19 protein-coding genes are annotated in these 21,797 nt (G+C 69.3%); 12 read left to right on the forward strand and 7 right to left on the reverse strand.

Annotated elements, in window-relative coordinates; genetic code table 11:
- Positions 1 to 98: 98 nt before the first annotated feature.
- Entirely contained in the window at positions 99 to 380 is a 282-nt protein-coding gene (locus ABZS64_RS11550) for a hypothetical protein (protein ID WP_355826616.1), read from the reverse strand.
- A 195-nt stretch (positions 381 to 575) separates the two neighbouring features.
- On the opposite strand from ABZS64_RS11550, the gene ABZS64_RS11555 reads away from it, so the two are divergent.
- From ABZS64_RS11555 to ABZS64_RS11565, 3 genes are all read left to right on the forward strand, one after another.
- Complete coding sequence (locus tag ABZS64_RS11555; RefSeq protein ID WP_355826619.1) at positions 576 to 1,316, forward strand: carbonic anhydrase; 741 nt, start codon at positions 576 to 578, stop codon at positions 1,314 to 1,316.
- Positions 1,317 to 1,437: 121 nt separating this feature from the next.
- A complete protein-coding gene (locus tag ABZS64_RS11560; protein WP_355826622.1) occupies positions 1,438 to 3,048 on the forward strand; it encodes a serine/threonine-protein kinase in 1,611 nt (536 codons plus the stop codon).
- Positions 3,045 to 3,842 carry a hypothetical protein gene (locus ABZS64_RS11565; protein WP_355826624.1) on the forward strand — a complete coding sequence of 266 codons (798 nt, stop codon included), beginning with the start codon at positions 3,045 to 3,047 and terminating at the stop codon, positions 3,840 to 3,842. Before ABZS64_RS11560 ends, ABZS64_RS11565 begins: the two co-directional genes overlap by 4 nt.
- Before the next feature lie 14 nt (positions 3,843 to 3,856).
- On the opposite strand, the gene ABZS64_RS11570 is transcribed toward ABZS64_RS11565, so the two are convergent.
- Positions 3,857 to 5,095, reverse strand: a complete 1,239-nt coding sequence (locus ABZS64_RS11570; protein WP_355826627.1) for an MFS transporter — start codon at positions 5,093 to 5,095, stop codon at positions 3,857 to 3,859.
- A gap of 172 nt (positions 5,096 to 5,267) precedes the next feature.
- Between ABZS64_RS11570 and ABZS64_RS11575 the strand changes: the two genes are divergently transcribed.
- The 5 genes from ABZS64_RS11575 (at position 5,268) to ABZS64_RS11595 (ending at position 10,923) form a co-directional block, all read left to right on the forward strand.
- The gene (locus tag ABZS64_RS11575; RefSeq protein ID WP_355826630.1) at positions 5,268 to 5,978 is read left to right on the forward strand and encodes a hypothetical protein; all 711 of its coding nucleotides are present in this window, start codon (positions 5,268 to 5,270) and stop codon (positions 5,976 to 5,978) included.
- Positions 5,978 to 6,712 carry a two-component system response regulator CseB gene (gene cseB / locus ABZS64_RS11580; RefSeq protein ID WP_355826633.1) on the forward strand — a complete coding sequence of 245 codons (735 nt, stop codon included), beginning with the start codon at positions 5,978 to 5,980 and terminating at the stop codon, positions 6,710 to 6,712. Before ABZS64_RS11575 ends, cseB begins: the two co-directional genes overlap by 1 nt.
- 2 nt (positions 6,713 to 6,714) lie before the next feature.
- Positions 6,715 to 7,950 (forward strand): HAMP domain-containing sensor histidine kinase, encoded by a 1,236-nt coding sequence (locus ABZS64_RS11585; RefSeq protein WP_355826636.1) that lies wholly within the window; start codon positions 6,715 to 6,717, stop codon positions 7,948 to 7,950.
- 291 nt (positions 7,951 to 8,241) lie between these two features.
- Positions 8,242 to 9,966, forward strand: a complete 1,725-nt coding sequence (locus ABZS64_RS11590; RefSeq protein ID WP_355826639.1) for a transglycosylase domain-containing protein — start codon at positions 8,242 to 8,244, stop codon at positions 9,964 to 9,966.
- 177 nt (positions 9,967 to 10,143) lie between these two features.
- A complete protein-coding gene (locus tag ABZS64_RS11595; protein WP_355826642.1) occupies positions 10,144 to 10,923 on the forward strand; it encodes a hypothetical protein in 780 nt (259 codons plus the stop codon).
- On the opposite strand, the gene ABZS64_RS11600 is transcribed toward ABZS64_RS11595, so the two are convergent.
- The 5 genes from ABZS64_RS11600 to ABZS64_RS11620 all read right to left on the reverse strand — a co-directional run bounded on the left by ABZS64_RS11600 (position 10,899) and on the right by ABZS64_RS11620 (position 15,318).
- Positions 10,899 to 11,681, reverse strand: a complete 783-nt coding sequence (locus ABZS64_RS11600) for a TetR/AcrR family transcriptional regulator (RefSeq protein WP_355826645.1) — start codon at positions 11,679 to 11,681, stop codon at positions 10,899 to 10,901. The two genes, ABZS64_RS11595 and ABZS64_RS11600, sit on opposite strands and share 25 nt — an antisense overlap.
- Positions 11,682 to 11,711: 30 nt before the next feature.
- Positions 11,712 to 12,620 (reverse strand): SDR family NAD(P)-dependent oxidoreductase, encoded by a 909-nt coding sequence (locus ABZS64_RS11605; protein ID WP_355826648.1) that lies wholly within the window; start codon positions 12,618 to 12,620, stop codon positions 11,712 to 11,714.
- Between the two features lie 76 nt (positions 12,621 to 12,696).
- A complete protein-coding gene (locus ABZS64_RS11610) occupies positions 12,697 to 13,443 on the reverse strand; it encodes an SDR family oxidoreductase (RefSeq protein WP_355826651.1) in 747 nt (248 codons plus the stop codon).
- Between the two features lie 137 nt (positions 13,444 to 13,580).
- Positions 13,581 to 14,009: a heme-binding protein gene (locus ABZS64_RS11615; protein ID WP_355826653.1), complete on the reverse strand. Its 429-nt coding sequence runs from the start codon at positions 14,007 to 14,009 to the stop codon at positions 13,581 to 13,583.
- 94 nt (positions 14,010 to 14,103) lie between these two features.
- A complete protein-coding gene (locus ABZS64_RS11620; RefSeq protein WP_355826656.1) occupies positions 14,104 to 15,318 on the reverse strand; it encodes an MFS transporter in 1,215 nt (404 codons plus the stop codon).
- 247 nt (positions 15,319 to 15,565) lie between these two features.
- Between ABZS64_RS11620 and ABZS64_RS11625 the strand changes: the two genes are divergently transcribed.
- The 4 genes from ABZS64_RS11625 (at position 15,566) to ABZS64_RS11640 (ending at position 21,763) form a co-directional block, all read left to right on the forward strand.
- The gene (locus ABZS64_RS11625; protein WP_355826659.1) at positions 15,566 to 16,825 is read left to right on the forward strand and encodes a family 16 glycosylhydrolase; all 1,260 of its coding nucleotides are present in this window, start codon (positions 15,566 to 15,568) and stop codon (positions 16,823 to 16,825) included.
- Entirely contained in the window at positions 16,822 to 18,210 is a 1,389-nt protein-coding gene (locus ABZS64_RS11630) for a ricin-type beta-trefoil lectin domain protein (RefSeq protein WP_355826661.1), read from the forward strand. The genes ABZS64_RS11625 and ABZS64_RS11630 overlap by 4 nt, the downstream gene beginning before the upstream one ends.
- A gap of 146 nt (positions 18,211 to 18,356) precedes the next feature.
- Positions 18,357 to 20,498 (forward strand): RICIN domain-containing protein, encoded by a 2,142-nt coding sequence (locus tag ABZS64_RS11635; protein WP_355827073.1) that lies wholly within the window; start codon positions 18,357 to 18,359, stop codon positions 20,496 to 20,498.
- A gap of 35 nt (positions 20,499 to 20,533) precedes the next feature.
- Entirely contained in the window at positions 20,534 to 21,763 is a 1,230-nt protein-coding gene (locus ABZS64_RS11640; protein WP_355827076.1) for a ThuA domain-containing protein, read from the forward strand.
- Positions 21,764 to 21,797: the final 34 nt, after the last annotated feature.

Below are 21,797 nucleotides of genomic sequence, written 5' to 3' on the forward strand. Positions count from 1 at the left end.
TCGTCAGTCGCCGACGCTCCGCGTCGGCTCCTTCCTCCGCCTTGCGATGCTCCCCCGTAGCCCTTGGCACGGGAGGTGCCCCCATCGCCAGACCCCGCTCACTGATCCGGCCTGATCGACCGGACAGGACCTAGTGACCTGAGGCAGTGCCTGTTCTGAAGTGTCATGCCAGACGGGCGCGGCACACGGGGTGTCCGGGGCGTCGGCGGCCGCGTCGGCGGCTGACCGATGAGCTCGTTTTCCTCTGCGGCCTGCGCTGCCTGGCCGGTCTCACGACGCTCGAGGTCGCGCGGGCCTTTTTGGTTCGGCGAGAACCAGTTCTCCGTCGCCTCGACGACGCCGTCGAGCGTGACGTTCTCCGTGACGATCAGGTCTCTCATCGCGGGTCTCCGGGCTGGGAACTGGTCTCTCAAAGGGGGAGACCGTCCGAGCGCACCGAACTCATCAGCCGCGCCCGCAAAGGGCACCGGCACGGGCCACCGGCCACCGGCCGCCGGCACCGACGGCATCAGTTCAGGCCAAGCGATCCCGAGCCCGATCCGTGGGCCGGGGCCAAGCCGCTACCTTCCCTTCCCGTGATCTTGAATCGATACGCGCATACGCCCACCGACACCGGCCGCCGTACGCTGCTGCGCGCCGCCCTCGGCGGAACCGCAGCCGTCGGTGCAGGCCTCACCATCGGCGCCGCACCTTCCTCGGCCGCACCCCGCACACCCGCCACAGCCACGCGCCCGACCACCCCGGCGGAAGCTCTGCGTGAGTTGTCGGAAGGCAACCGGCGGTGGCGCAGACTCCAGCAGCGGCATCCTCACGAGAGCCTTTCCGTACGCCGGTCGCTCGTCTCGGGCCAGCACCCCTTCGCCGTCATACTCGGCTGCATCGACTCCCGCGTGCCCCCGGAACTGGTCTTCGACCAGGGACTCGGCGATCTGATGACAGTCAGGTCGGCCGGCGAGGTCCTCGACGAAGCCGTCCTGGGCAGCATCGCCTACGGGGTGCTGGAACTGGCCATCCCCCTGATCCTGGTCCTCGGGCACCAGTCTTGCGGCGCTGTCACCGCGGCCGTCCACGCGGACGAGACGGGTGAACAACTTCCCGCGCACATCCAGTACCTGGCCGATCGAATACGCCCCGCCATAGATCACACCCAGCACGGCGCGGCCCGCGTCGACTCGACCATCACCCGCAACATCGACCTGGTCCGCTCGCTCCTCGCTGCCGAGCCCGACCTCGCCGGGAAGGTGGACTCCGGGGATCTCGCCATCGTCGGAGCCCGCTACGAGCTCGACTCACAACGAGTTCACGCCATTCGCTGACCTCCGGCCCGCCGCGCCTCCCGGGAACCAGTCGTGACGAAGATGTGTCTGCCATGGGGAGAGCAGGTGAGCTATTGTGCGGCGGCCGTGCATGAACGGCCGCGGCGCCTAGGGGGACGGTATGAACGCATGGTCGGTCCCCGGGTACACCGAGTCCCGGGAGTTGGGCTCCGGCGGCAGCGGGCGCGTCGTCCTGGCCGTCCATGACGCGACCGGCCTGCCCGTGGCCGTCAAGTACCTCAGCGAGCGGATGCGGGCCGACTCCGCGTTCGTACAGGGTTTCCGGGCGGAGGCACGTCTGCTCGGCGGTCTCGATTCGTCGTACGTCGTGGGGTTGTACGAGTACGTCGAAGCGCCGCAGGGCGCCGCCATCGTGATGGAACTGGTCGACGGCATCGCCCTGCGCGCCCTGCTGCAGCGGGAAGGAGCCACCGGTCCCGAGGCGGCACTGGTGGTGCTGAAGGGCTCACTGCTCGGCCTGGCCGCCGCGCACCGGGCAGGTGTCGTGCACCGCGACTACAAGCCCGAGAACGTCCTGGTCGCGGCCGACGGCTCGTCCAAGCTGGTCGACTTCGGCATCGCGGCGGGGCGCGGCAGCACACCGGGCGTCGCGGGCACGCCCGCGTACATGGCCCCGGAGCAGTGGAACGGGGAGCCCGCCTCACCGGCGGCCGACGTCTACGCGGCGACCGCGACGTTCTACGAGTGCCTGACCGGCCGCAAGCCGTTCTCCGGCGAGAACTTCGCCGAGCTGGCACTGCAGCACATCAGCGCGCCGGTTCCCGATGACGATGCACCGGAGCCGGTACGCCCGCTGATCCGGCGCGGGATGGCGAAGGAGCCGCAGGAGCGTCCCGAGAACGCGGCGGCGTTCGTGACCGAACTCGAAGAGATCGCAGGCGCCGCGTACGGACCGGACTGGGAGGAGCGGGGTCAGCGCAAGCTCGCCGCTCTCGCCGCACTCCTGCCGCTGCTCCTCCCCTCCGCCGCCGGCCAGGCCGCGGGAACCACCGCGTTCGCCACGACTGCTGTGACCAGCGGCTGGGGCCGCATCTGGAGGCCGGGCCTGCGCGGAGTGCTGACGGGTGCGGCCGCGGTACTGCTCGCCATCGCGGTCGCCATTGCCGCGCGGGCCGGCGGAGGCGACCCCGGGCGGACGACCGCTCAGGCCGTGGCCACCACCAGCGCGCTGCCGGACGCGACCACCACGCCGCCCGCCGGCCCGTCCGGCTCCGCGAGTCCGTCGCCGAGCGCGAGCGCCTCCGTCTCCGACTCGCCCTCCCCCAGCACGAGTACGACGCCCAGCACGCCTTCACCCGGGACGTCCACACCTCCCACGGACACGCCGTCTCCGTCGTCCTCCACTCCGTCCACCGAGCCCAGCCCCTCCACTCCCAGCACGCCGCCCGTGGCCGTGAAGTCCGTCTCGGTCACGAGCCTGCGGCAGCTGAGTCCCACAGGTGGCACCGCGTCGATCGACGTCTCCACGGACGGCACCGGCCCGGTGACCGTCGTCATCACGTGGTTCACCGGCGACGTGCAGGACCAGCTGGGCACGCCGGACGGAACGCAGACCTTCGAGCGGAGCGGAGCGACGCAGTACACGATCGCCCTTGACCACACCTTCCAGGGGAAGGGCTGCTACTGGGGTGTACGGGCGACGACGAAACCGGCTGCCGCGAGCGGCAGTTCCTCGAAGCAGACGTTCATCCGGCGGTGCACGATCTCATGAACGATCCACGCGTTCCTTACGAGCCGCAGGACCGAGCACCCGAAGTGGACGATGGGGTCGAGACGGTCCGGGCGTGCCACGCCGTCGAAGCGGTCGAGGTAGTCGAGGCGGTCGAGGCGGTCGAGGCGGTCGAGAGCGACGGGTACAGCGCGACCGCGCTGGGCAGCCACTGGTTCGAACGGCCGGACGCGCAGCCCGAACCGGACACTGCCACCGTGGTCCAGGACGAGGCGCCGACGAGCGTGGCACCCGACCGCGTGGAGGGCGAGGTACTCCGCTTCGGCCCGGGAGTCACCGCCGCCGCCCTCCACCGCAACCGCGGCAACAACACCACCGCCGCGATCTGGCACGGCACGCTGCCCGGCCAGCCCGTCGGCCCGCAACCGCCCCCTGAGCGCCGCCGCTCAGGACTGCGCCGCTACGCCCTGGCGGGCACGGTGCTGCTGGCCGTACTCGCCTTTCTGGCCTGGCAGCGCTATGGGCCCGCCCTGGCCGTGAAGAGCGCGACCGTCCAGGCCACGGCGCAGGCGCTCGGGTGCGGCAGCACGGCCGACATCGTGGGCGTGCTGGCGACCAATGGACGGCCCGGCACGGTGACGTATCGCTGGGAGCGCAGCGACGGCACCACATCCGGCCTGCTCCGGGAGAAGCTGACGCGCGGCCAGAAGCAGGCGCGTCTGCATCTGCTGTGGACCTTCCAAGGGCGGGGCGACTACCTGGCGAGCGCGGAACTGCGGATCGTCTCGCCCACCCGGCACACGGCCACCGAGCGTTTCACCTACCACTGCGCCTGAGCGCCTGGCACTGATCAGGTGCCGGACGGAACCACCACGCTCACGTCGGTCCTGGACTTCTCCGCCCACCGCACCGCCGGTCCCATCGCCAGTCCAGCGGCCAGGAACAGTGCGCCGAGCAGCAGCCAGCCCGGGACGCCCCAGCCGACGATCAGGGTGGTCAGCAGCAGTGGGCCGAGCATTCTGGCCACCGAGACTCCGGTGCCGAAGAAGCCCTGGTACTGACCCTGCCGGCCGGCCGGGGCGAGGTCGAAGCTGATCTGCCACGCGCCGGCGGACTGCATCATCTCTCCGGCGACCTGGAGCACCGCCCCGGCGATCAGCACGGCCACGGCGCTCCAGGCGGGGCTGTCCGTCACCGCGGTGAGGGCGAAGACCGCGCAGGAGGCGAGCATCACGGCTCCGCCGCGCCAGACCGTGCGCGTCGCGCTCGGCAGGTCGGTCACCGCGGCGGCCGTGCGGACCTGGAAGAGCATGACGGCGCCGGTGTTGAGCACGAGCAGGGCGGAGACGGTCCAGCCGGGTGCCGAGGTACGTTCCACGATCCACAGCGGGATGGCCAGGCTGATCAGCGGCATCCGCAGCAGCATGACCATGTTGAGGAACGAGACCAGCGCGTACGGGCGGTCACGGAGCACCGCGAGCTTCGGGCTGTTGGCGGCCTTGGGAGCCGCGGATGTGACGGCGGGCAACCGCAGCAGGATCAGCGCGCACAGAATGAAGGCCGCCGCGTCCATCGCGAAGACGGACAGGTATGCCTCGCGGGTGCCGAAGTGGAGAGCGACACCGCCCGTCGCGGCGCCTACGGCCAGGCCCGCGTTGAGCGTCGACTGCAGATACGCCAGGGTCTCGGTCCGCTCCTCCTTGGCCACCAGACCGGCGAGCAGTGCCTGCCGGGCGGCGGCCAGGCCGCACTGGGCGGTGGCGTAGCAGCAGGCGGACAGCAGGAACGGCACGAAGGAGCGTGCGAAGAGGAAGGACGCGACTGCGGACGCCGTCGCGAGCGCCAGCAATACGGCGGTGGAGCGCGGGCCCCGCCGGTCGGCCAGATGCCCCAGCGGGACACCGGCTATGGAGCCGATCGCCCAGGCGATGGTGAGTCCCAGGCCGATCTGGCCGGGCGAGAGGCCGACGATGCGGGCGAAGTAGAGCGCGGAGCAGACGTAGTACGCGCCGTCGCCGAGGGAGTTGACCAGCTGGGCGACGGCGAGTGTCCGCGGGGACCCGCTCGGCGGCACAATCCGGAGGGACATGAGGCTCCTAGGTGCGGGCGGGCGGCCGCCCACCGGGCCGCTGTGACTTTCACCCTAGGGGCCCAAGTGGCCCAGCATGCAGGACACTTGAGCTCGAATCGACTGGGCCATTCACAGCTCTTGGCAAGACGCCGATCAAGGGTGCCGCGGACGCCGGTAGGCTGATACGCCTATGCCCCACTCCCCCCGCACAGGCCCCCACGACCGCGGGCGGCTCCGCACAGCCGCCGTCGCCGCATGCGCCGCCGCCATGGGCCTGGCCGGCTGTGCCGCGGAGACCGGAGCGCGGGACGCGGGCGTCGCGCCCCGCCTGTCGCCACCGACCAGCGCCTCGCCGCTGTGGCCCAAGTACTCCCCTCCCGTCACGCCGACCAGCGAGCCCACCAGTCCCGACCGCCGTTATCTGAGCATCGACGGCGTCGAGGTGCCCGCGGCCGGGCTGAAGCAGCTCCCGGTCCAGGAACTGCTGGAGAAGGACCCCAACGTGCCCAAGCTCGTACGGGACGCGCTGGAGGCCTGCCCCGGTACGGAGTGCGGTCTGCGCAAACCGGTCTACCGGGATCTGACCGGCGACGAGCAGGACGAACTGGTGGTGGCACTCGACGCGCCCGCGGCCGGGCTGACGCTGGTCCAGGTCTACCGGGCTTTCGGGACAGCGGTGCGCCCCGTGCTGATCAGCTGGGGTCCCCTCGGACTCACCGGTGAGACCTTCGGCCACGATCTCGTTCTCGTCGCGACCGGGACCGACGGCCGCTTCACCACCCGCTACCGCTGGGACGGCAGCGTCCTTTCGGCCGCCGCCCCGCAGGACCAGACCGGCGACTCGGCACAGAAGAACTCCGCGCCGAGTCCGCCACCGACCACCCCGAGCAGGACACAGTGATGACCAGTCCCCCCACCACGCCCGGCAGCGCCACCGAGGCACATCTGCTGCTCGTCGAGGACGACGAGGTCATCCGCAACACGGTCCGCATGCTCCTCGAACGCTATGGCTTCACCGTCTCCACCGCCGCCGACGGACTGTCCGGTCTTGAGATGTTCCGCGAGCGTCGCCCCGACCTGCTGCTGCTCGATGTCATGCTCCCCGAGCTCGACGGCATCGGACTGTGCCGCAGGATCCGCGAACTGAGCCTCGCCCCCATCCTGATGATGTCCGCACGCGGCGATGCGCTCGACGTGGTGTCCGGTCTTGAGGCCGGTGCCGACGACTATGTCGTCAAGCCCTGCGAGAGCGCCGTGCTCGTCGCGCGTATCCGCTCCCTCCTGCGCCGCGCCTCCTTCACCCCCGCCCACTCCCCCGCGGATGCGAACGGCGCCGACGACTCCGGCACGGCCACCATGACGTTCGGCGACCTGACCATCGACACCCGCGGCATGGAAGTGCACCGCGCCGGGGAGCCGCTCGCCCTGACCCCGACCGAACTGCGGATGCTCCTCGAATTCGCCGCGTCCCCGGGTGTCGTACTGGAGCGCCGTACTCTGCTCCGCCGGGTGTGGGACCACGCCTGGCACGGCGACACGCGCGTTGTCGATCTGCATGTGCAGCGGCTGCGGGCGAAGATCGGCCCCGAACGGATCGAAACGGTCCGCGGTTTCGGCTACAAGCTGCGGCGCTGACCGTGCCACTGAGATGGCGCATCGCCGCCCTCGTCGCCGTGGCCATCTGTGCCGTCGCGGCCGCCGTCGGCGTGCTCGTCCACCACGCCTCGCGCGACCGGGAAATGAGCCAGGCCCGTGAGACGGCACGGACCACCCTCGACCGGGCCGCCCTCACGTACACCCTCAGCGGCACCGTCCAGGGCACCGGCGCCGTCCTCGACGCGCGCGGCCTGCCCGCCGGGCTGCGCAGCCTCGCCTCCGAGGGCCACCAGGGGACGGAGTACGACGCCGGACCGGACGGGCCCGCGATGTGGGCGGCGCGCCCGGCGGGCGAGCAAGTGCTCTCCGTACGCGTCGACATGACCACGACCCTCCGTGACATCGGCGCTCTGGACGCGAGCATCGCCTGGGCCGGAGCGCTCACCACCGCGGTCGTGCTGCCGCTCGGTGTGCTCAGCGCCGGGCGAATGAGCCGCCGGCTGCGCAGTGCCGCGGGCACCGCACGACGTATCGCCGAAGGTGACCTCGATGCCCGCATCGAGGCTGGGCCCCGGCCGCGCGACGAGATCGCCGAGATCTCCACGGCCGTCGACACGATGGCCGCGGCCCTGCAGCAACGCCTGCGCGGCGAACAGCGGTTCACCGCCGATGTGGCGCATGAGCTGCGCACTCCGCTCATGGGTCTGGTGACCGCCGCCGAACTTCTCCCCGAGGGGGAGGCAGCGGGATACGTCCGCGACCGGGTGCGTGTCCTGGCCGCGCTCGTCGAGGACCTGCTGGAGATCTCCCGGCTGGACGCGGGCGGGGAACAGGCCGACGTCTCGCCCTGCCCCCTGGGCATTCTGGTCGAGGACATCACGATGCGTACGGGCCTGTCCGTGCGGTTCGTGGTCGAGGACGGAGCGGACGAGGCGACGGTGTGGACCGATCCCCGGCGCCTTGAACGCATACTGACCAACCTCATCGTCAACGCTCACCGGCACGGCAGCACGCCGGTCACCGTCACCGTGGCCGCCGACGGCAGGACCGTGACCGTACGCGACCACGGCGGCGGCTACCCGGACTGCCTGCTCGAGGACGGACCGCAGCGCTTCCGCACGGGTGCCCGCGAGCGCGGCACCGGTACAGGTCTCGGGCTGACCATTGCCCTCGGACAGGCTGACGTCATCGGCGCGGCGCTGGAGTTCACCAACGCGCCCGACGGCGGCGCCCGGGCGGCCCTCCGTCTCCAGCAGCCGGGGCCGATACACGACTGATACACCTCCGAGGCACAGCCGATGTCTCGCTTTGGGTTTACGAAGATCTTCAGCGCTGAAGATGGCGCCATGCGTACCAGGTGGAGTCCGGACCAGAAGGTGAGTTGGCTGACGCCGAGCGGCATCAGCGGCGAGGTCGGTGAGGCTGGTACCCCCAGAGAGCACAGAGGTCCGGGGCGCGGGGGCCGGTTCCGGCGGCGTGGACCGCGCAAGGCCCCCAGGGGCACGCGGAAGGCGAGGAAGACGACCGGTCAGAGGACCGGGGTCCGGCGGTTCGTCACCTGGCGGAAGGTGCTCGCCTTTTTCATCTCTCTCGTCGCCCTGCTGATCGGCGGCTTCACCGCTCTCTACGTCGCCATCGACATCCCCCAGGCCAATGAACTGGCCCAGGCGCAGAGCAACGTCTACCTCTTCAGCGACGGCACACGCCTCGCCCGCACCGGGGAGATCAACCGGGAGACCGTGCCGCTCAGTAAGGTGCCCGAGGACGTGCAGCGCGCGTTCGTCGCTGCGGAGAACAAGGACTTCTACAGCGACTCCGGCGTCTCCCTGTCCGGCACCGCGCGCGGCATCCTCAGCACCCTGACGGGCAAGGGCAAACAGGGCGGCTCGACCATCACCCAGCAGTACGTCAAGAACTACTACCTCAGCCAGGAACAGACCGTCACACGCAAGGTCAAGGAGCTGGTCATCTCCCTCAAGGTCGACCGGCAGAACTCCAAGGACGACATCCTCGCGGGGTATTTGAACAGCAGTTACTACGGACGCCTGGCCTACGGAGTCCAGGCCGCGTCCCGTGCGTACTACCGCACGGAGGTCCAGAACCTCAGTGTCGAACAGGGCGCCTATCTCGCGGCGTTGCTACAGGCGCCAAGCCAGTACGACTGGGCCATCGCCAGCCCCGAGGGCAAGCAACTGGTCACCCAGCGCTGGAATTACGTACTCGACAACATGGTCGATCAGGGCTGGCTGGACAGGGCCAAACGGCAGCAGATGAAGTTCCCCGTGCCCGTCGCTCCCAAGCAGGTTTCCGGTCTCTCGGGCCAGACCGGCTATCTCGTGGACGCCGCGAGGCGTGAGCTGATGGCTTCCGGAGTGAGCGAGCAGGAACTGGCGGGCGGCGGCTGGCGCATCACCCTCAACATCGACCCCGCCAAACAGCGGGCCCTGGAACAGGCGGTCACCACGGGACTCGGGTCCGGGGTGGGAGGGGCAAGCGGCGAGGCGGCCGCGGACGCCGACCGGCAGGCGGGGGCGGTCTCCGTGGACCCGAAGTCCGGCCGCATCGTGGCCCTCTACGGCGGCCGCGACTCCACCCGCCACTACGTCAGCAATGCCACCCGCTCCGACTACCAGGCAGGCCCCACCTTCGAGCCCGTCTCCATGGCGGCCTCCATGGAGGCCAAGACCGACGTCAACGATGTGTCCGGCACCGAGCACATCAAGAAGACTGCCACCGCTTTGGGAATGGCTGTGGAAACACGTGACTTCGCCTCGCCACAGGCGACATCGCTCGGCCTGATGGGAGCAAGTCCGCTCGAACTGGCCGGTGTCTACTCCTCCTTCCGCCACGACGGCAGGAAGGTCACGCCCTCTCTCGTGAAGTCCGCGGAGCGGGACGGCGAACAGTCCGGTCTGCGCGGGGCGATCGGCGGTCAGGCGATCGACCCCCGGACGGCCGACGTGGTCACCTCTTATCTCAAGGGCGACCTGGGTCGCCGCGAGGTCGGCGGCCCCCGCCAGTACGCGGACGACAGCGAGGGGAACGTGACCACGACCGAGGGCCGCACCGACGACAGGAAAGCCGAATGGTTCATCGGCTCCTCCAACGAGCTCGTCACCGCGATCGGCCTCTTCGGCGAGGACGCCAGGACCCAGAAACAGGTCACCCTCAAGAACATCGGCGACGGCGACCCAGCGAACATCTGGTACGGCTACATCAAGCGGGCCCAGTCCGACGCGCTGCCGCTGCCGACTCCCCAGCCCGCGGTCCAGGGCTCCGGCAGCGGACCCTGACGGTCCATAACACGAATGCAGCAGATGCCCACCATGTGGGATGCCGAGCAGAAAGTACAGGTCAGACAGGTTTCGAGTGCGAGGGTGGCCTCAGGGTGGCACTGTCACGCGGTTGCGTTTGGTGACAGGTGTTTCCACGGTGGGTGAAAGATCATCCCATTTTGGAAGGAACCCTCGATGCGCCTCCCGCTGGTGTCCCGCGCCATAGTGCCGCCTGCCCTGTGCGCCGCCATAGTCTTCGCGGCAGCCGGCCCGGCAGCAGCGACGACTTCCGTCCCCGAACCCGCCGCTGCCGCCGAGGCACCGATTCCCGGCGCTTCGGCGCTGACCCGGAAGGTGGATGCCCTGCGGCGTATGGACGGAGTCCCGACCGCCGTCACTGACCTCCTCGACGACGTCCTCAAGGCGGACGGCGGTCAACTGAGCCCCGCAAAGGCGGCCGAGCACGCCGCCGCGGTCAAGACGGCACTCGCGTCCGCGAAGAAGGCCCCCTCATCCCGGGCCGTCCGCGCCGACGTCGTGGACGACACGCTTGCCGCCCTGCAGAAGGCGATCGACGAGCTCATCAAGGCCGCCACCTCCGGCGCCCCGCTCAACGTGGTCACCTCGGTGCTGGACGTTGTGACCGGGCTGATCGGCTCGGTGGTCTCGGGCATCCTCGGCGCGCTTCCCGTCGACCTGCCTTCGCTTCCCGTGACGCTACCCACCCTGCCGGTCGAGCTTCCCGTGACCCTGCCCGGGCTGCCGCCCGTGTCGGACACCTCGGGCACGACCGAAACGCCGACCGTCCCGGCCACACCGGTGGAACCAGGAGATCAGACGGTCACAGACCTGTTCGACTTCCCCGACATCAACATCCCGGATGTCTATGGCATCCCGGACATCAACATCCCCGACATCTACGGCGTCCCAGACAACAACATCCCCGACATCTACGGCGTCCCGGAAGTGCCTTGACCGACGGGTGGCTGGCCCGCACTCGGGCCCGCCGCCGTCGGGGCATTCGCGAGCCGGTCCAGCCATTCGGTCATCAAGGCCGACTCGGCTGTGCTCAGCCCCTCGCCGTGCGCCTGGCGCAGCAGGGTACTCAGCCGGGCTGCCGCGGACGGGACGTGAATCTCGTCGGCGGCCTTCCCGGCTTCCGGCGCGCCGGCGGTGTCGAACACGTCCGGCGTGAAGATGGCGGCGTGCACCGCGTCCCGTACACGCCGTGAGGTGCTCGGGTCCGTGAAGGTCGAGGGGCGGGAGACGAGCATCAGAGCCACGCCGACGTTGGCCGACATGACCATCTGGGCGGCCAGTTCGGGGGCGAGCCGTAGCCTGCCCTGGGCGGCGACCCGTTCCAGGTCCCTGGTGAGGATCTGGTGGGACTCCAGCGCCGCGGCCGGGGGTGTGCGCATCGCGGGGGAATTCATCAGCCGGTACAGATTCCGGTTCCGCAGCGCGAACTCGACGTGGGTGTCCCAGCCGTTGCGCAGGTCCTCGACGGGGTCCGTGCCGGGGGTGCGCAGGCGCTTGGTCGCCAGGTACTTGTCGAAGCCGTAGTCGACGACCGCCGCCAGCAGGCCTTCCTTGTCCCCGAAGTGCCGGTAGAGGGCTGGGGCTCCCACCTGGGCCGCTTCGCACACCGCCCGGGTGGAGACGTCGCCGTTCTCGGACTGTGCGACCAGGTCGGCCGCCACTTCCAGGATGCGTGCTCGGGTGCTGCTCATCATGGGGACGCTATCAAGGCCGACGTAGCGCTGCTACGGGCGGGGAATCGCGGGGCGCGTCGGGGTGAGGAGGTCCTCGAGTCCGATACGGGTGAGGAACTGCGTGCGGATGCGGTCCGCTATCAGGCTGACCTCCTCCGCCCCGTCGTCGGCCGGGTCTATGTGGACGCGGAATGGGCGCTTGCCGTGCGGGGTGCCGACGACCTCGACGATGGCTTTGGCGACCTGGGCGACGTCCGCATCGGCGGGGGCGAGGGCAGCCAGTCGCTGGGAGACCTGGTCCATCAGCCCGGCGTAGCGGGTCTCGTAGTCGGGGATGACGGTCTGTTCGGCGGGGTGCCCGCCGGTGGCGAAGTGGTTGGTGCCGGAGGTGAAGGCGCCGGGCACGACGATGGTCGTCTCGATGTTGAAGCGGGCCAGCTCGGCGGCGTACGACACGGCGAGGGCGTCCATCGCAGCCTTGGCGGCGAAGTAGGGGGCGAGGTAGGGGGGCGTGCCGCCGCGGGTGGAGGTGGATCCGACCCACAGGACGAGACCGTGCTCCTGGGCGCGCAGGTGGGGCAGGGCGGCGCGGTTGACGCGCTGGGTGCCGAGCACGTTCGTGTCGTAGACGGCGGCGAGCTCGGCGGGGGTGAAGGCCTCGGTGGGGCCGGTGACCATGTGCCCGGCGTTGTGGACAACCACGTCGAGCGAACCGGCCTCGGCGAGAATGCTGTTGATCGCGGCGTCGGCCGACTCCTGGGAGAGCACGTCCAGTTCCACGGTGCGCAGGTCCACCTGATGCTCGGCGGCGTAGGCCCGGGCGTCGGTGACACGGTCGGCGTTGCGGCCTTCGGTGTCGCGCATCGCGGCGTAGACGGTGTGGCCTGCCCGGGCCAGGGCCCGGGCGGCGAGCGCTCCGAAGCCGGAACCGGCACCCGTGATGACGATGGTCTTGCCCATGACGGAACTCCTCAGGCTGTTGTGCGGGAAGGCGGGAAAGGCGGACGGGAGGCTCTCGGGAGGGGGAGGAATGGGATCAGACGATGCCGCCGTTGGCGCGCAGGACCTGGCCGTTGACCCAGCGGGCGGGACCGGCGAGGAAGGCGACGACCTCGGCTATGTCCTCCGGCCTGCCGAGGCGCTCCAGCGGCGCCTGGCCGGCCATCTTGGAGATGGTCTGCTCGTCCTTGCCGTCCAGGAACAGGGCGGTGGCGGTAGGGCCGGGGGCGACGGCGTTGACCGTGATGTCCCGTCCGCGCAGCTCCCGGGCCATGATCAGGGTCATGGCCTCGACCGCGCCCTTGGTCGCGGCGTACGCGCTGTAGCCGGGCAGGGCAAGCACCACCACGGAGCTGGAGAAGTTGATGATCGCTCCGCCGGAGCGGAGTCTCCGCGCCGCCTGCTGGTCGACGACGAACGTCCCGCGGATGTTGGTCCGGTGCATACGGTCCAGCGCGTCCAGGTCGGTGTCTACCAGCGGCGCCAGCGTCATGACACCGGCGGCGTGGACGACCACGTCGACTCCGCCGTACGTGTCCTCGGCGACGTCGAAGAGTGCCGCCGTCGCCGCCTCGTCGGCCACGTCCGCGCGGAACGCGATCGCCTGCCCGCCGGCCGCGGTGATGGCCGCCACCGTCGACTCGGCCTCGGTCTGGTTGCCCGCGTAGTTGATGACGACGGCGAATCCGTCGGAGGCCAGCCGCTCGGCACTCTGCCGGCCGATGCCGCGGGACCCGCCGGTGACGATCGCGACCCGGCGTGCGGGGGTGGGCTGCTCGCTCATGACATTGCTCCCTGTCTGGCTGGGGTGGTTCTCCACCCCGACGGGAGCAACGCTAACACTATCTCGTTAGCATCGCTACCCTCATGGCGTAGCGATGCTCTCAAGCTTGACGAGATCAGCGTTTCAGCGAGGCCGGGCTACCCGCGAGCGAGGGCTTCGACGGCCACGGTCGCGAATCCGTGATCCTGGTCAGGGGCCCCGCCGCCGATACCGATGGCGCCGATGAGACGGCCGTCGCGGCGGACCGGAACGCCTCCCGCAATGAAGAGCAGCGGCCTGTCGAGGGCCGTCGGCAGGGTGTGGAAGAGGCCGCCAGGCTGGACCGCGTCGACGAGTTCGGCGGTCGGGGCGTCGAGCTGGAGGGCGGTGTACGCCTTGCGGGTGCTGGTCTCGCCCGCGATCAGTACGGCCCGGTCGTCACGACGGAAGGCGAGCAGGTGGCCGCCGGCGTCCAGGACGGTGACGGCGGCACGGACCCCGGCCGCCTCGGCGGCACGGCGGGCGGCATCCACCAAGCTTTCGGCGTCCTGGATGGTCAGCGGGGCGACAGCGGTTGCGGTGGTCATGACGATGCTCCTTGGCACGAATTGATGCGGGTCAGTACGAGTCAGCACGACGTGTGACGCGTAGGTACGAGTCGGTGCGAGTTGGTTCGGTGGATCAGTGGCGCGCTGCGGGGACAGCGGCCGCCTCAGGAGTGACGGTGGCAACGACCCGGCTGTGGCCGCTCGTTGAACGGCGCTCCAGCAGTTGGGACAGGACGGCGAGGGCGAGCGCGGATGCGGCCAGGACGGCGCCGACCCAGTTGGGGGCCGTGTAGCCGAAGCCCGCAGCGATGACCATGCCGCCGAGCCACGCCGCGAGGGCGTTGCCCAGGTTGAACGCGCCGATGTTGACGGCAGAGGCCAGGGTCGGGGCACCCGCGGCCTGGTCCAGGACCCGCTTCTGGAGCGGCGGTACGGTCGCGAAGCCCAGCGCGCCGATCAGGACGATGGTGATCGCCGCCGTCACCGTGTTGTGTGCGGTGAGCGTGAACAGCGCCAGCACCAGGGACAGGGCGCCCAGCGACACGTACAGCAGCGGCATCAGCGCGCGGTCGGCGAACCTGCCGCCGATCAGGTTCCCGCCGACCATGCCGAGGCCGAACAGGACCAGCAGCCAGGTGACGGACGAGTCGGCGAAGCCCGTGACTTCGGTCATCATCGGCGTGATGTAGGTGATCGCGGCGAAAACTCCGCCGAAGCCGAGGACCGTCATCGCCATGGCGAGGAGCACCTGCACATTGCGGAACGCCGCCAGTTCGTGGCGCAGCCGTACCCCTTCGGGCTTCGGCTGTTCGGGCACCAGCTTCGCCACACCGATGAGCCCGAACACGCCGAGTGCGGCGACGATGAAGAAGGTGGCGCGCCATCCGGCGCTCTGGCCGACGTACGTGCCGAGCGGGACGCCGACGACATTGGCGACGGTCAGCCCGGTGAACATCATGGCGATCGCGCCCGCCTTCTTCTCCGGGGCGACCAGACCGGCCGCGACGACGGAGCCGATACCGAAGAAAGCGCCATGGGCGAGCGAGGCGACCACTCGGCCGGCCAGCATCACGCCGAAGGCGGGTGCGACGGCGGAGAGGACGTTTCCGGCGATGAACAGGCCCATCAGCACCATCAGCATCCGCTTCCGGGACACCTTGGTACCGAGGATGGTCATCAGCGGGGCGCCGAGCACCACGCCGAGCGCGTAGCCGGTGACCAGGAATCCGGCCGTCGGGATCGATACGCCGAAGTCCGAGGCGACCTCGGGGAGCAGCCCCATGATCACGAACTCTGTGGTGCCGATGCCGAAGGCCCCGATGGCGAGGGCGAGGAGCGCGAGTGGCATGGGGAGGACCTTCCAGGACGATTGCGTCTGCACCTTACGAGCGTCCACAATAATTGCAAGCGACATTACTTGCAAGCGCGGCCTATCTGTCCGACTTCGGGGATAGTGGTCCACACCAAGACCTTGACAGCCACTTAGTTCACTTCTTAAATCACGTAGTGAACTAAGCGCCCTCCCCGCACAATCCACCCCCACGTTGTTCGGCCACTGGCCTGTCATATGCATGCCAGACCGGGAAGGGAGAGTCATGGACTCCCCGCGCTTCTCACGGCGTTTACTGCTGTCTGTTCTGTCGGTCCTGAGCCTTGCCACGGTCACCACCGGGCTGGCGCAGGGCACCACCGCCCCGGCCAGGGCGGCCGCACCGGCCGCCGTGACGTTCGCCGATGACTTCGACGGTCCCGCGGGCTCCGCCGTCGACGGCGGCAAGTGGCAGATCGAGACGGGCGACAACGTCAACAACCACGAGCGGCAGTACTACACGGCGGGCAACAGCAACGCCGCTCTCGACGGCCAGGGTCATCTGGTCATCACCGCCCGCCGCGAGAACCCGGCCAACTACCAGTGCTGGTACGGGAGATGTGAGTACACCTCCGCCCGGCTGAACACCGCGGGCAAGTTCACCCAGACATACGGGCATGTCGAGGCCAGACTGAAGGTGCCGCGCGGGCAGGGCATGTGGCCCGCCTTCTGGATGCTGGGCAACGACATCGGCCAGGTCGGCTGGCCCAACTCGGGCGAGATCGACGTCATGGAGAACGTCGGCTTCGAGCCCTCCACCATTCATGGCACGCTGCACGGTCCGGGCTACTCCGGCTCCGGCGGCATCGGCGCCGCGTACACGCTGCCGGGCGGTCAGGCATTCCCCGACGCCTTCCACACCTTCGCCATCGACTGGGCACCCGACTCGGTCAGCTGGTCCGTGGACGGCAACGTGTACCAGCGCCGCACCCCCGCCGATCTCGGCGGCAGGCAATGGGTGTTCAACAAGCCGTTCTTCCTGATCCTCAACCTCGCGGTCGGCGGATACTGGCCCGGCGACCCCGACGGCAGCACCGCCTTCCCCCAGCAGCTCGTCGTCGACCATGTGCGCGTCAGCACCAGCGACAGCCAGCCGGGGACGGGCGGTTCCATCACCGGCCTGGGCGGCAAGTGCGTGGACGTCGCCGGGGCCAACAGCGCCAACGGCACAGCCGTACAGCTCTACGACTGCAACGGCACCGGCGCCCAGCAGTGGAACGCCGGCACCGACGGCACGATCCGCGCCCTCGGCAAATGCCTCGACGTCACCTCCGCAGGCACCGCCGACGGCACCACCGTCCAACTCTGGGACTGCAACGGATCCGCCGCCCAGCAATGGACCGTCACCACCGCCCACGACATCGTCAACCCGCAGGCCAACAAGTGCCTCGACGCCAGAGGCAACAGCTCAGCCAACGGCACCCGCCTGCAGATCTGGACCTGCACCGGAGCCGCCAACCAGAAATGGACGGTGACAGGCGGATGACCGGGCAACTCCTTCGCGCACCCGCGCTGCGCGGTGTCCTCGGCACGGCAGCCGCCGCGGCCCTCATATCCACCCTGACGGGCACTCCCGCATCAGGTGCGGCCGCGGCCACCGGCCAGATCACCGGCCTGGGCGGCAAGTGCGTGGACGTTCCCGGGGCCAACAGCGCCAACGGCACAGCCGTACAGCTCTACGACTGCAACGGCACCGGCGCCCAGCAGTGGAACGCCGGCACCGACGGCACGATCCGCGCCCTCGGCAAATGCCTCGACGTCACCTCCGCAGGCACCGCCGACGGCACCACCGTCCAACTCTGGGACTGCAACGGATCCGCCGCCCAGCAATGGACCGTCACCACCGCCCACAACATCGTCAACCCGCAGGCCAACAAATGCCTCGACGCCACAGGCAACAGCTCAGCCAACGGCACCCGCCTGCAGATCTGGACCTGCACCGGAGCCGCCAACCAGAAATGGACGGCGCCGAGTGGCGGCGGGACCGACCCGGCGCCCACCGGGCCGATGGCCGTCGCGCCGTACATCTACAACGGCTGGGGCAGCCCGCCCAGTCCGACGACCGTCATGAACGCCACCGGCGTCAAGTGGTTCACGCTCGCCTTCGTCCTCAGTAACGGCTACTGCAACCCGCAGTGGGACGGCGGCAGGCCGCTGACCGGCGGGGTCGACCAGCAGACGGTCAACACCGTCCGCGCGGCCGGCGGCGATGTGATCCCCTCCTTCGGAGGGTGGAGCGGCAATAAGCTCGAGAGCTCATGCGGCAGCGCGGGCGAACTGGCCGCCGCTTATCAGAAGGTCATCAACGCCTACGGGCTCAAGGCGATCGACATCGACATCGAGGCCGCCGCGTACGACAGCCCGACCGTCCAGCAGCGCACGGTCGACGCGCTGAAGACCGTCAAGGCCAACAACCCCGGGATCAAGGTGTACGTCACCTTCGGCACCGGACAGAACGGTCCCGACGACAGCCTCATCCGCAAGGCATCGGCCTCCGGTCTGACCGTGGACAGCTGGACGATCATGCCGTTCAACTTCGGCGGGGCGGGCCAGAACATGGGCACGCTCACGCTGCGTGCCGCGGAGGGGCTGAAGAACACGGTCAAGAGCGCCTACGGCTACACCGACGACCAGGCCTACCGGCACACCGGTATCTCGTCGATGAACGGCATCACCGACAACAACGAGACCGTCACGGTCGCCGACTTCCGCACCATCCTCGGCTATGCGCAGCAGCGGCATCTCGCCCGGCTGACTTTCTGGTCGGTCAACCGCGACCGGCCCTGCACCGGCGCAGGCCCCGACACCTGCTCGGGCGTCTCACAGCAGCCCTGGGACTTCACCCGCGTCTTCGCCCAGTACAACGGCTGACCCCCCACCAGCTCACCCCCAGCACAGGAGAAAACGTGCTTCGATCGCAGCGCACGCGCAGAGCGGGCCGCCACACCTTCCAACGCAGCCGCCACACCAAACCACTCGTGGCCGCCTTCGCCGTGCTGGCCTCGGCCGCTTCGGTCCTGGTCGCCGTCTCCTCCTCCGAGGCGGCCACGCCCGATGCGGCCGCAGGGGCGGCCGCGTTGCCGACGAGCTGGGCCACTGTCGTGAACAGCGCCAGCGGCAAGTGTCTGGACGCGCGCTCGGCCGCGACCGCGAACGGCACCGCTGTCCAGCAGTACGCCTGCAACAACTCCACGGCCCAGCAGTGGAGTTTCACCGCCACCAGCGGCGGCTTTGTGCGGATCAACAACCGCAATGACGCGAACCAGGTCGTGGACGTGAGCGATGTGTCCACCGCCGACAACGCCGCCGTGCATCTGTGGACGTACGGCGACGGCAACAACCAGCAGTGGCAGGCGGTGGACGAGGGCGGCGGGGCGTATCACTTCGTCAACCGCAACAGCGGCAAGTGCCTGGACGTCCCCTCGGCGTCGGCCGCGGACAGCGTTCAACTGGTGCAGTACACCTGCAACGGGACGGCGGCCCAGCGGTTCCAGGTCGCGCCCGTGAGCACCGCACCCAGCGATGTCGACCTCGGTCCGAACGTGGTCGTCTTCGACCCGTCGATGTCGTCGTCGACCATCCAGAGCCGGCTCAACTCGATCTTCCAGCAGCAGGAGACCAACCAGTTCGGCTCCCAGCGCTACGCCGTCATGTTCAAGCCGGGCACTTACAGCAATGACGTCAACGTCGGCTTCTACACCCAGGTTCTCGGCCTGGGCCAGTCCCCCGACTCGGTGACGATCAACGGCGCCGTACATGTCGAGGCCGACTGGTTCCCGCCGCAGAACGCCACCCAGAACTTCTGGCGGGGCGCCGAGAACCTCTCGGTGAACCCGACCGGCGGCACGGACCGCTGGGCTGTGTCGCAGGCGGCCCCGTACCGGCGTATGCACGTGCGCGGGAACCTGGCGCTCGACGACGGCGGTTGGGCCAGCGGCGGTTTCATGGCCGACAGCAAGATCGACGGACAGGTCCGCTCCGGTACGCAGCAGCAGTGGATCACCCGTAACTCCCAGCTCGGCAGCTGGACCGGCTCCAACTGGAACATGGTCTTCGTCGGCAGCCAGGGCGTTCCGGCCACCAGCTTCCCCAGCCCGCCCTACACGACCGTGAACCAGACGCCCACAGTCCGCGAGAAGCCCTTCCTGTACGTGGACAGCGCAGGCGCGTACAAGGTGTTCGTGCCGTCCCTGCGGGCCAACTCCTCGGCCACCACCTGGGCGGGCGGCAGCGCCGCCGGCACCTCACTCGGCCTGGACCAGTTCTATGTCGTGAAGGCCGGAGCGACCGCCGCGCAGATCAACGCCGCGCTCGCCGAGGGCAAGAACCTGCTGGTCACCCCTGGTGTCTACCACCTGAACCAGACCCTGAAGGTGACGCGGCCCGACACCGTGGTCCTCGGGCTCGGACTCGCCACCTTCGTCCCGGACAACGGCGTCACCGCGATGACGGTCGCGGACGTCGACGGAGTCAAGGTCGCGGGCATTCTCTTCGACGCCGGTACGACCAACTCGCAGACCCTGATGGAGGTCGGCCCGTCCGGCTCCTCCGCGGGCCACGCGGCCAACCCCACGTCCCTGCACGATGTGTTCTTCCGGGTCGGCGGCGCCGCGGTGGGCAAGGCGACGACCAGTCTCGTGGTCAACAGCGACAACGTCATCGGCGACCACATGTGGGTCTGGCGCGGTGACCATGGCACCGGCATCGGCTGGAACAGCAACACGGCGGACACCGGACTCGTCGTCAACGGTGACGACGTGACGATGTACGGGCTGTTCGTGGAGCACTACCAGAAGCACCAGACGATCTGGAACGGCAATGGCGGGCGCACGTACTTCTACCAGAACGAGATGCCGTACGACCCGCCCAACCAGGCCGCGTGGATGAACGGTTCGACGCAGGGCTATGCCGCGTACAAGGTAGGCAGCCAGGTGACGAGTCATGAGGCGTTCGGGCTCGGCAGCTACTGCTTCTTCAACGCCAATCCGAGCGTGACCGCCGAGCACGCCATCGAGGCTCCGAACAACCCGAACGTGCGGTTCCGGAGCATGGTGACCGTATCGCTCGGTGGCACCGGGACCATCCGGCATGTCATCAACGACCGGGGCGGTCCGTCGAACTCGTCCACCAACGTGGCCAACCTGGTGAGCCACCCGTGAGGCGGCTCGGAGTACGGCTGCTGGTCCTGCTGGCGATGCTGCTGGGAGTGACGGCCGCCCCTGCCCATGCCGGGATCGAGGCACCGGCCTTCAAGGTGATCGCCTTCTACAACGGGACCTGGGACGCGGCGCACATCAGCTTCGTCAAGGAAGCCAACGAGTGGTTCCCGCGCACCGCCGCGCAGAACAACTTCAGCTACACAGCGACCAACAACTGGGAGCTGCTGGCGAACGGCGGCGTGAACGACTACCAGGTGGTGCTGTTCCTGGACGACGCACCGCAGACGGCGGCCCAGCGGGCAGGCTTCGAACGGTACATGCAGGCGGGCGGAGCCTGGATGGGCTTCCATGTCGCGGCGTTCACCACGGACGCGGCGGCCTGGCCCTGGTACTACAACCAGTTCCTCGGGAGCGGAAACTTCAAGTCGAACACCTGGGGCCCGACGACCGCGGTGCTGCGTACCGAGGACCGGACACACCCTTCGACCGTCGGACTGCCCGCGACGTTCACCTCGTCGGTCAGTGAGTGGTACAGCTGGTCGAACGATCTGCGCACCAACCAGAACATCAAGATCCTGGCATCGGTCGACCCGGTGAGCTTCCCGCTGGGTACGGACCCCAACCAGTCCTGGTACAGCGGCTACTACCCGATCCTGTGGACCAACACCCAGTACAAGATGCTGTACGCGAACTTCGGGCACAACGCCATGGACTACGGCTCCAACACACCGCTGTCCTCCACGTTCGCGAGCGAGACGCAGAACCGCTTCCTCATCGACGGGCTCAAGTGGCTCGGCGGCGTGGGCGGCGGTCCGGCGCCGGCGGATCCGATCTCCGAGACCGCGTGGTACTCGCTGAAGAACAACGCGAACGGCGCCTGCGCCGACGCGCGGGCGGCGGCCACGGCCAACGGGACGGCGATCCAGCAGTACACCTGCAACGGCACCGCGGCCCAGCAGTTCCAGTTCCGGTCCGCGGACAGCGGCTACACAAGGATCGGGGCGCGAGGCAATCCTCAGCAGGTCGTGGACGTCACCAATGTGTCGACCGCGGACAGTGCCCCGTTGCAACTGTGGTCGTACAGCGGCGGTGGCAACCAGCAGTGGCTGCCGGTGCGGGAGACCTCCGGGCGGTATCACTTCGCCGCCCGGCACAGCGGCAAATGCCTGAGCACGACGGGCAGTTCGGCGAACAGCGTGCAACTGGTGCAGCGCGCCTGCAACAACTCGACGGCGCAGAGCTTCCAGTTGACTGCGCAGCCCTGAGGCAGGGAGCTTCCTCACCGGCCTGGCCCGGGCA

The sequence above is a fragment of the Streptomyces sp. NPDC005408 genome (genome assembly GCF_040606445.1).
In the GTDB taxonomy this organism is placed as follows: Bacteria; Actinomycetota; Actinomycetes; order Streptomycetales; family Streptomycetaceae; genus Streptomyces.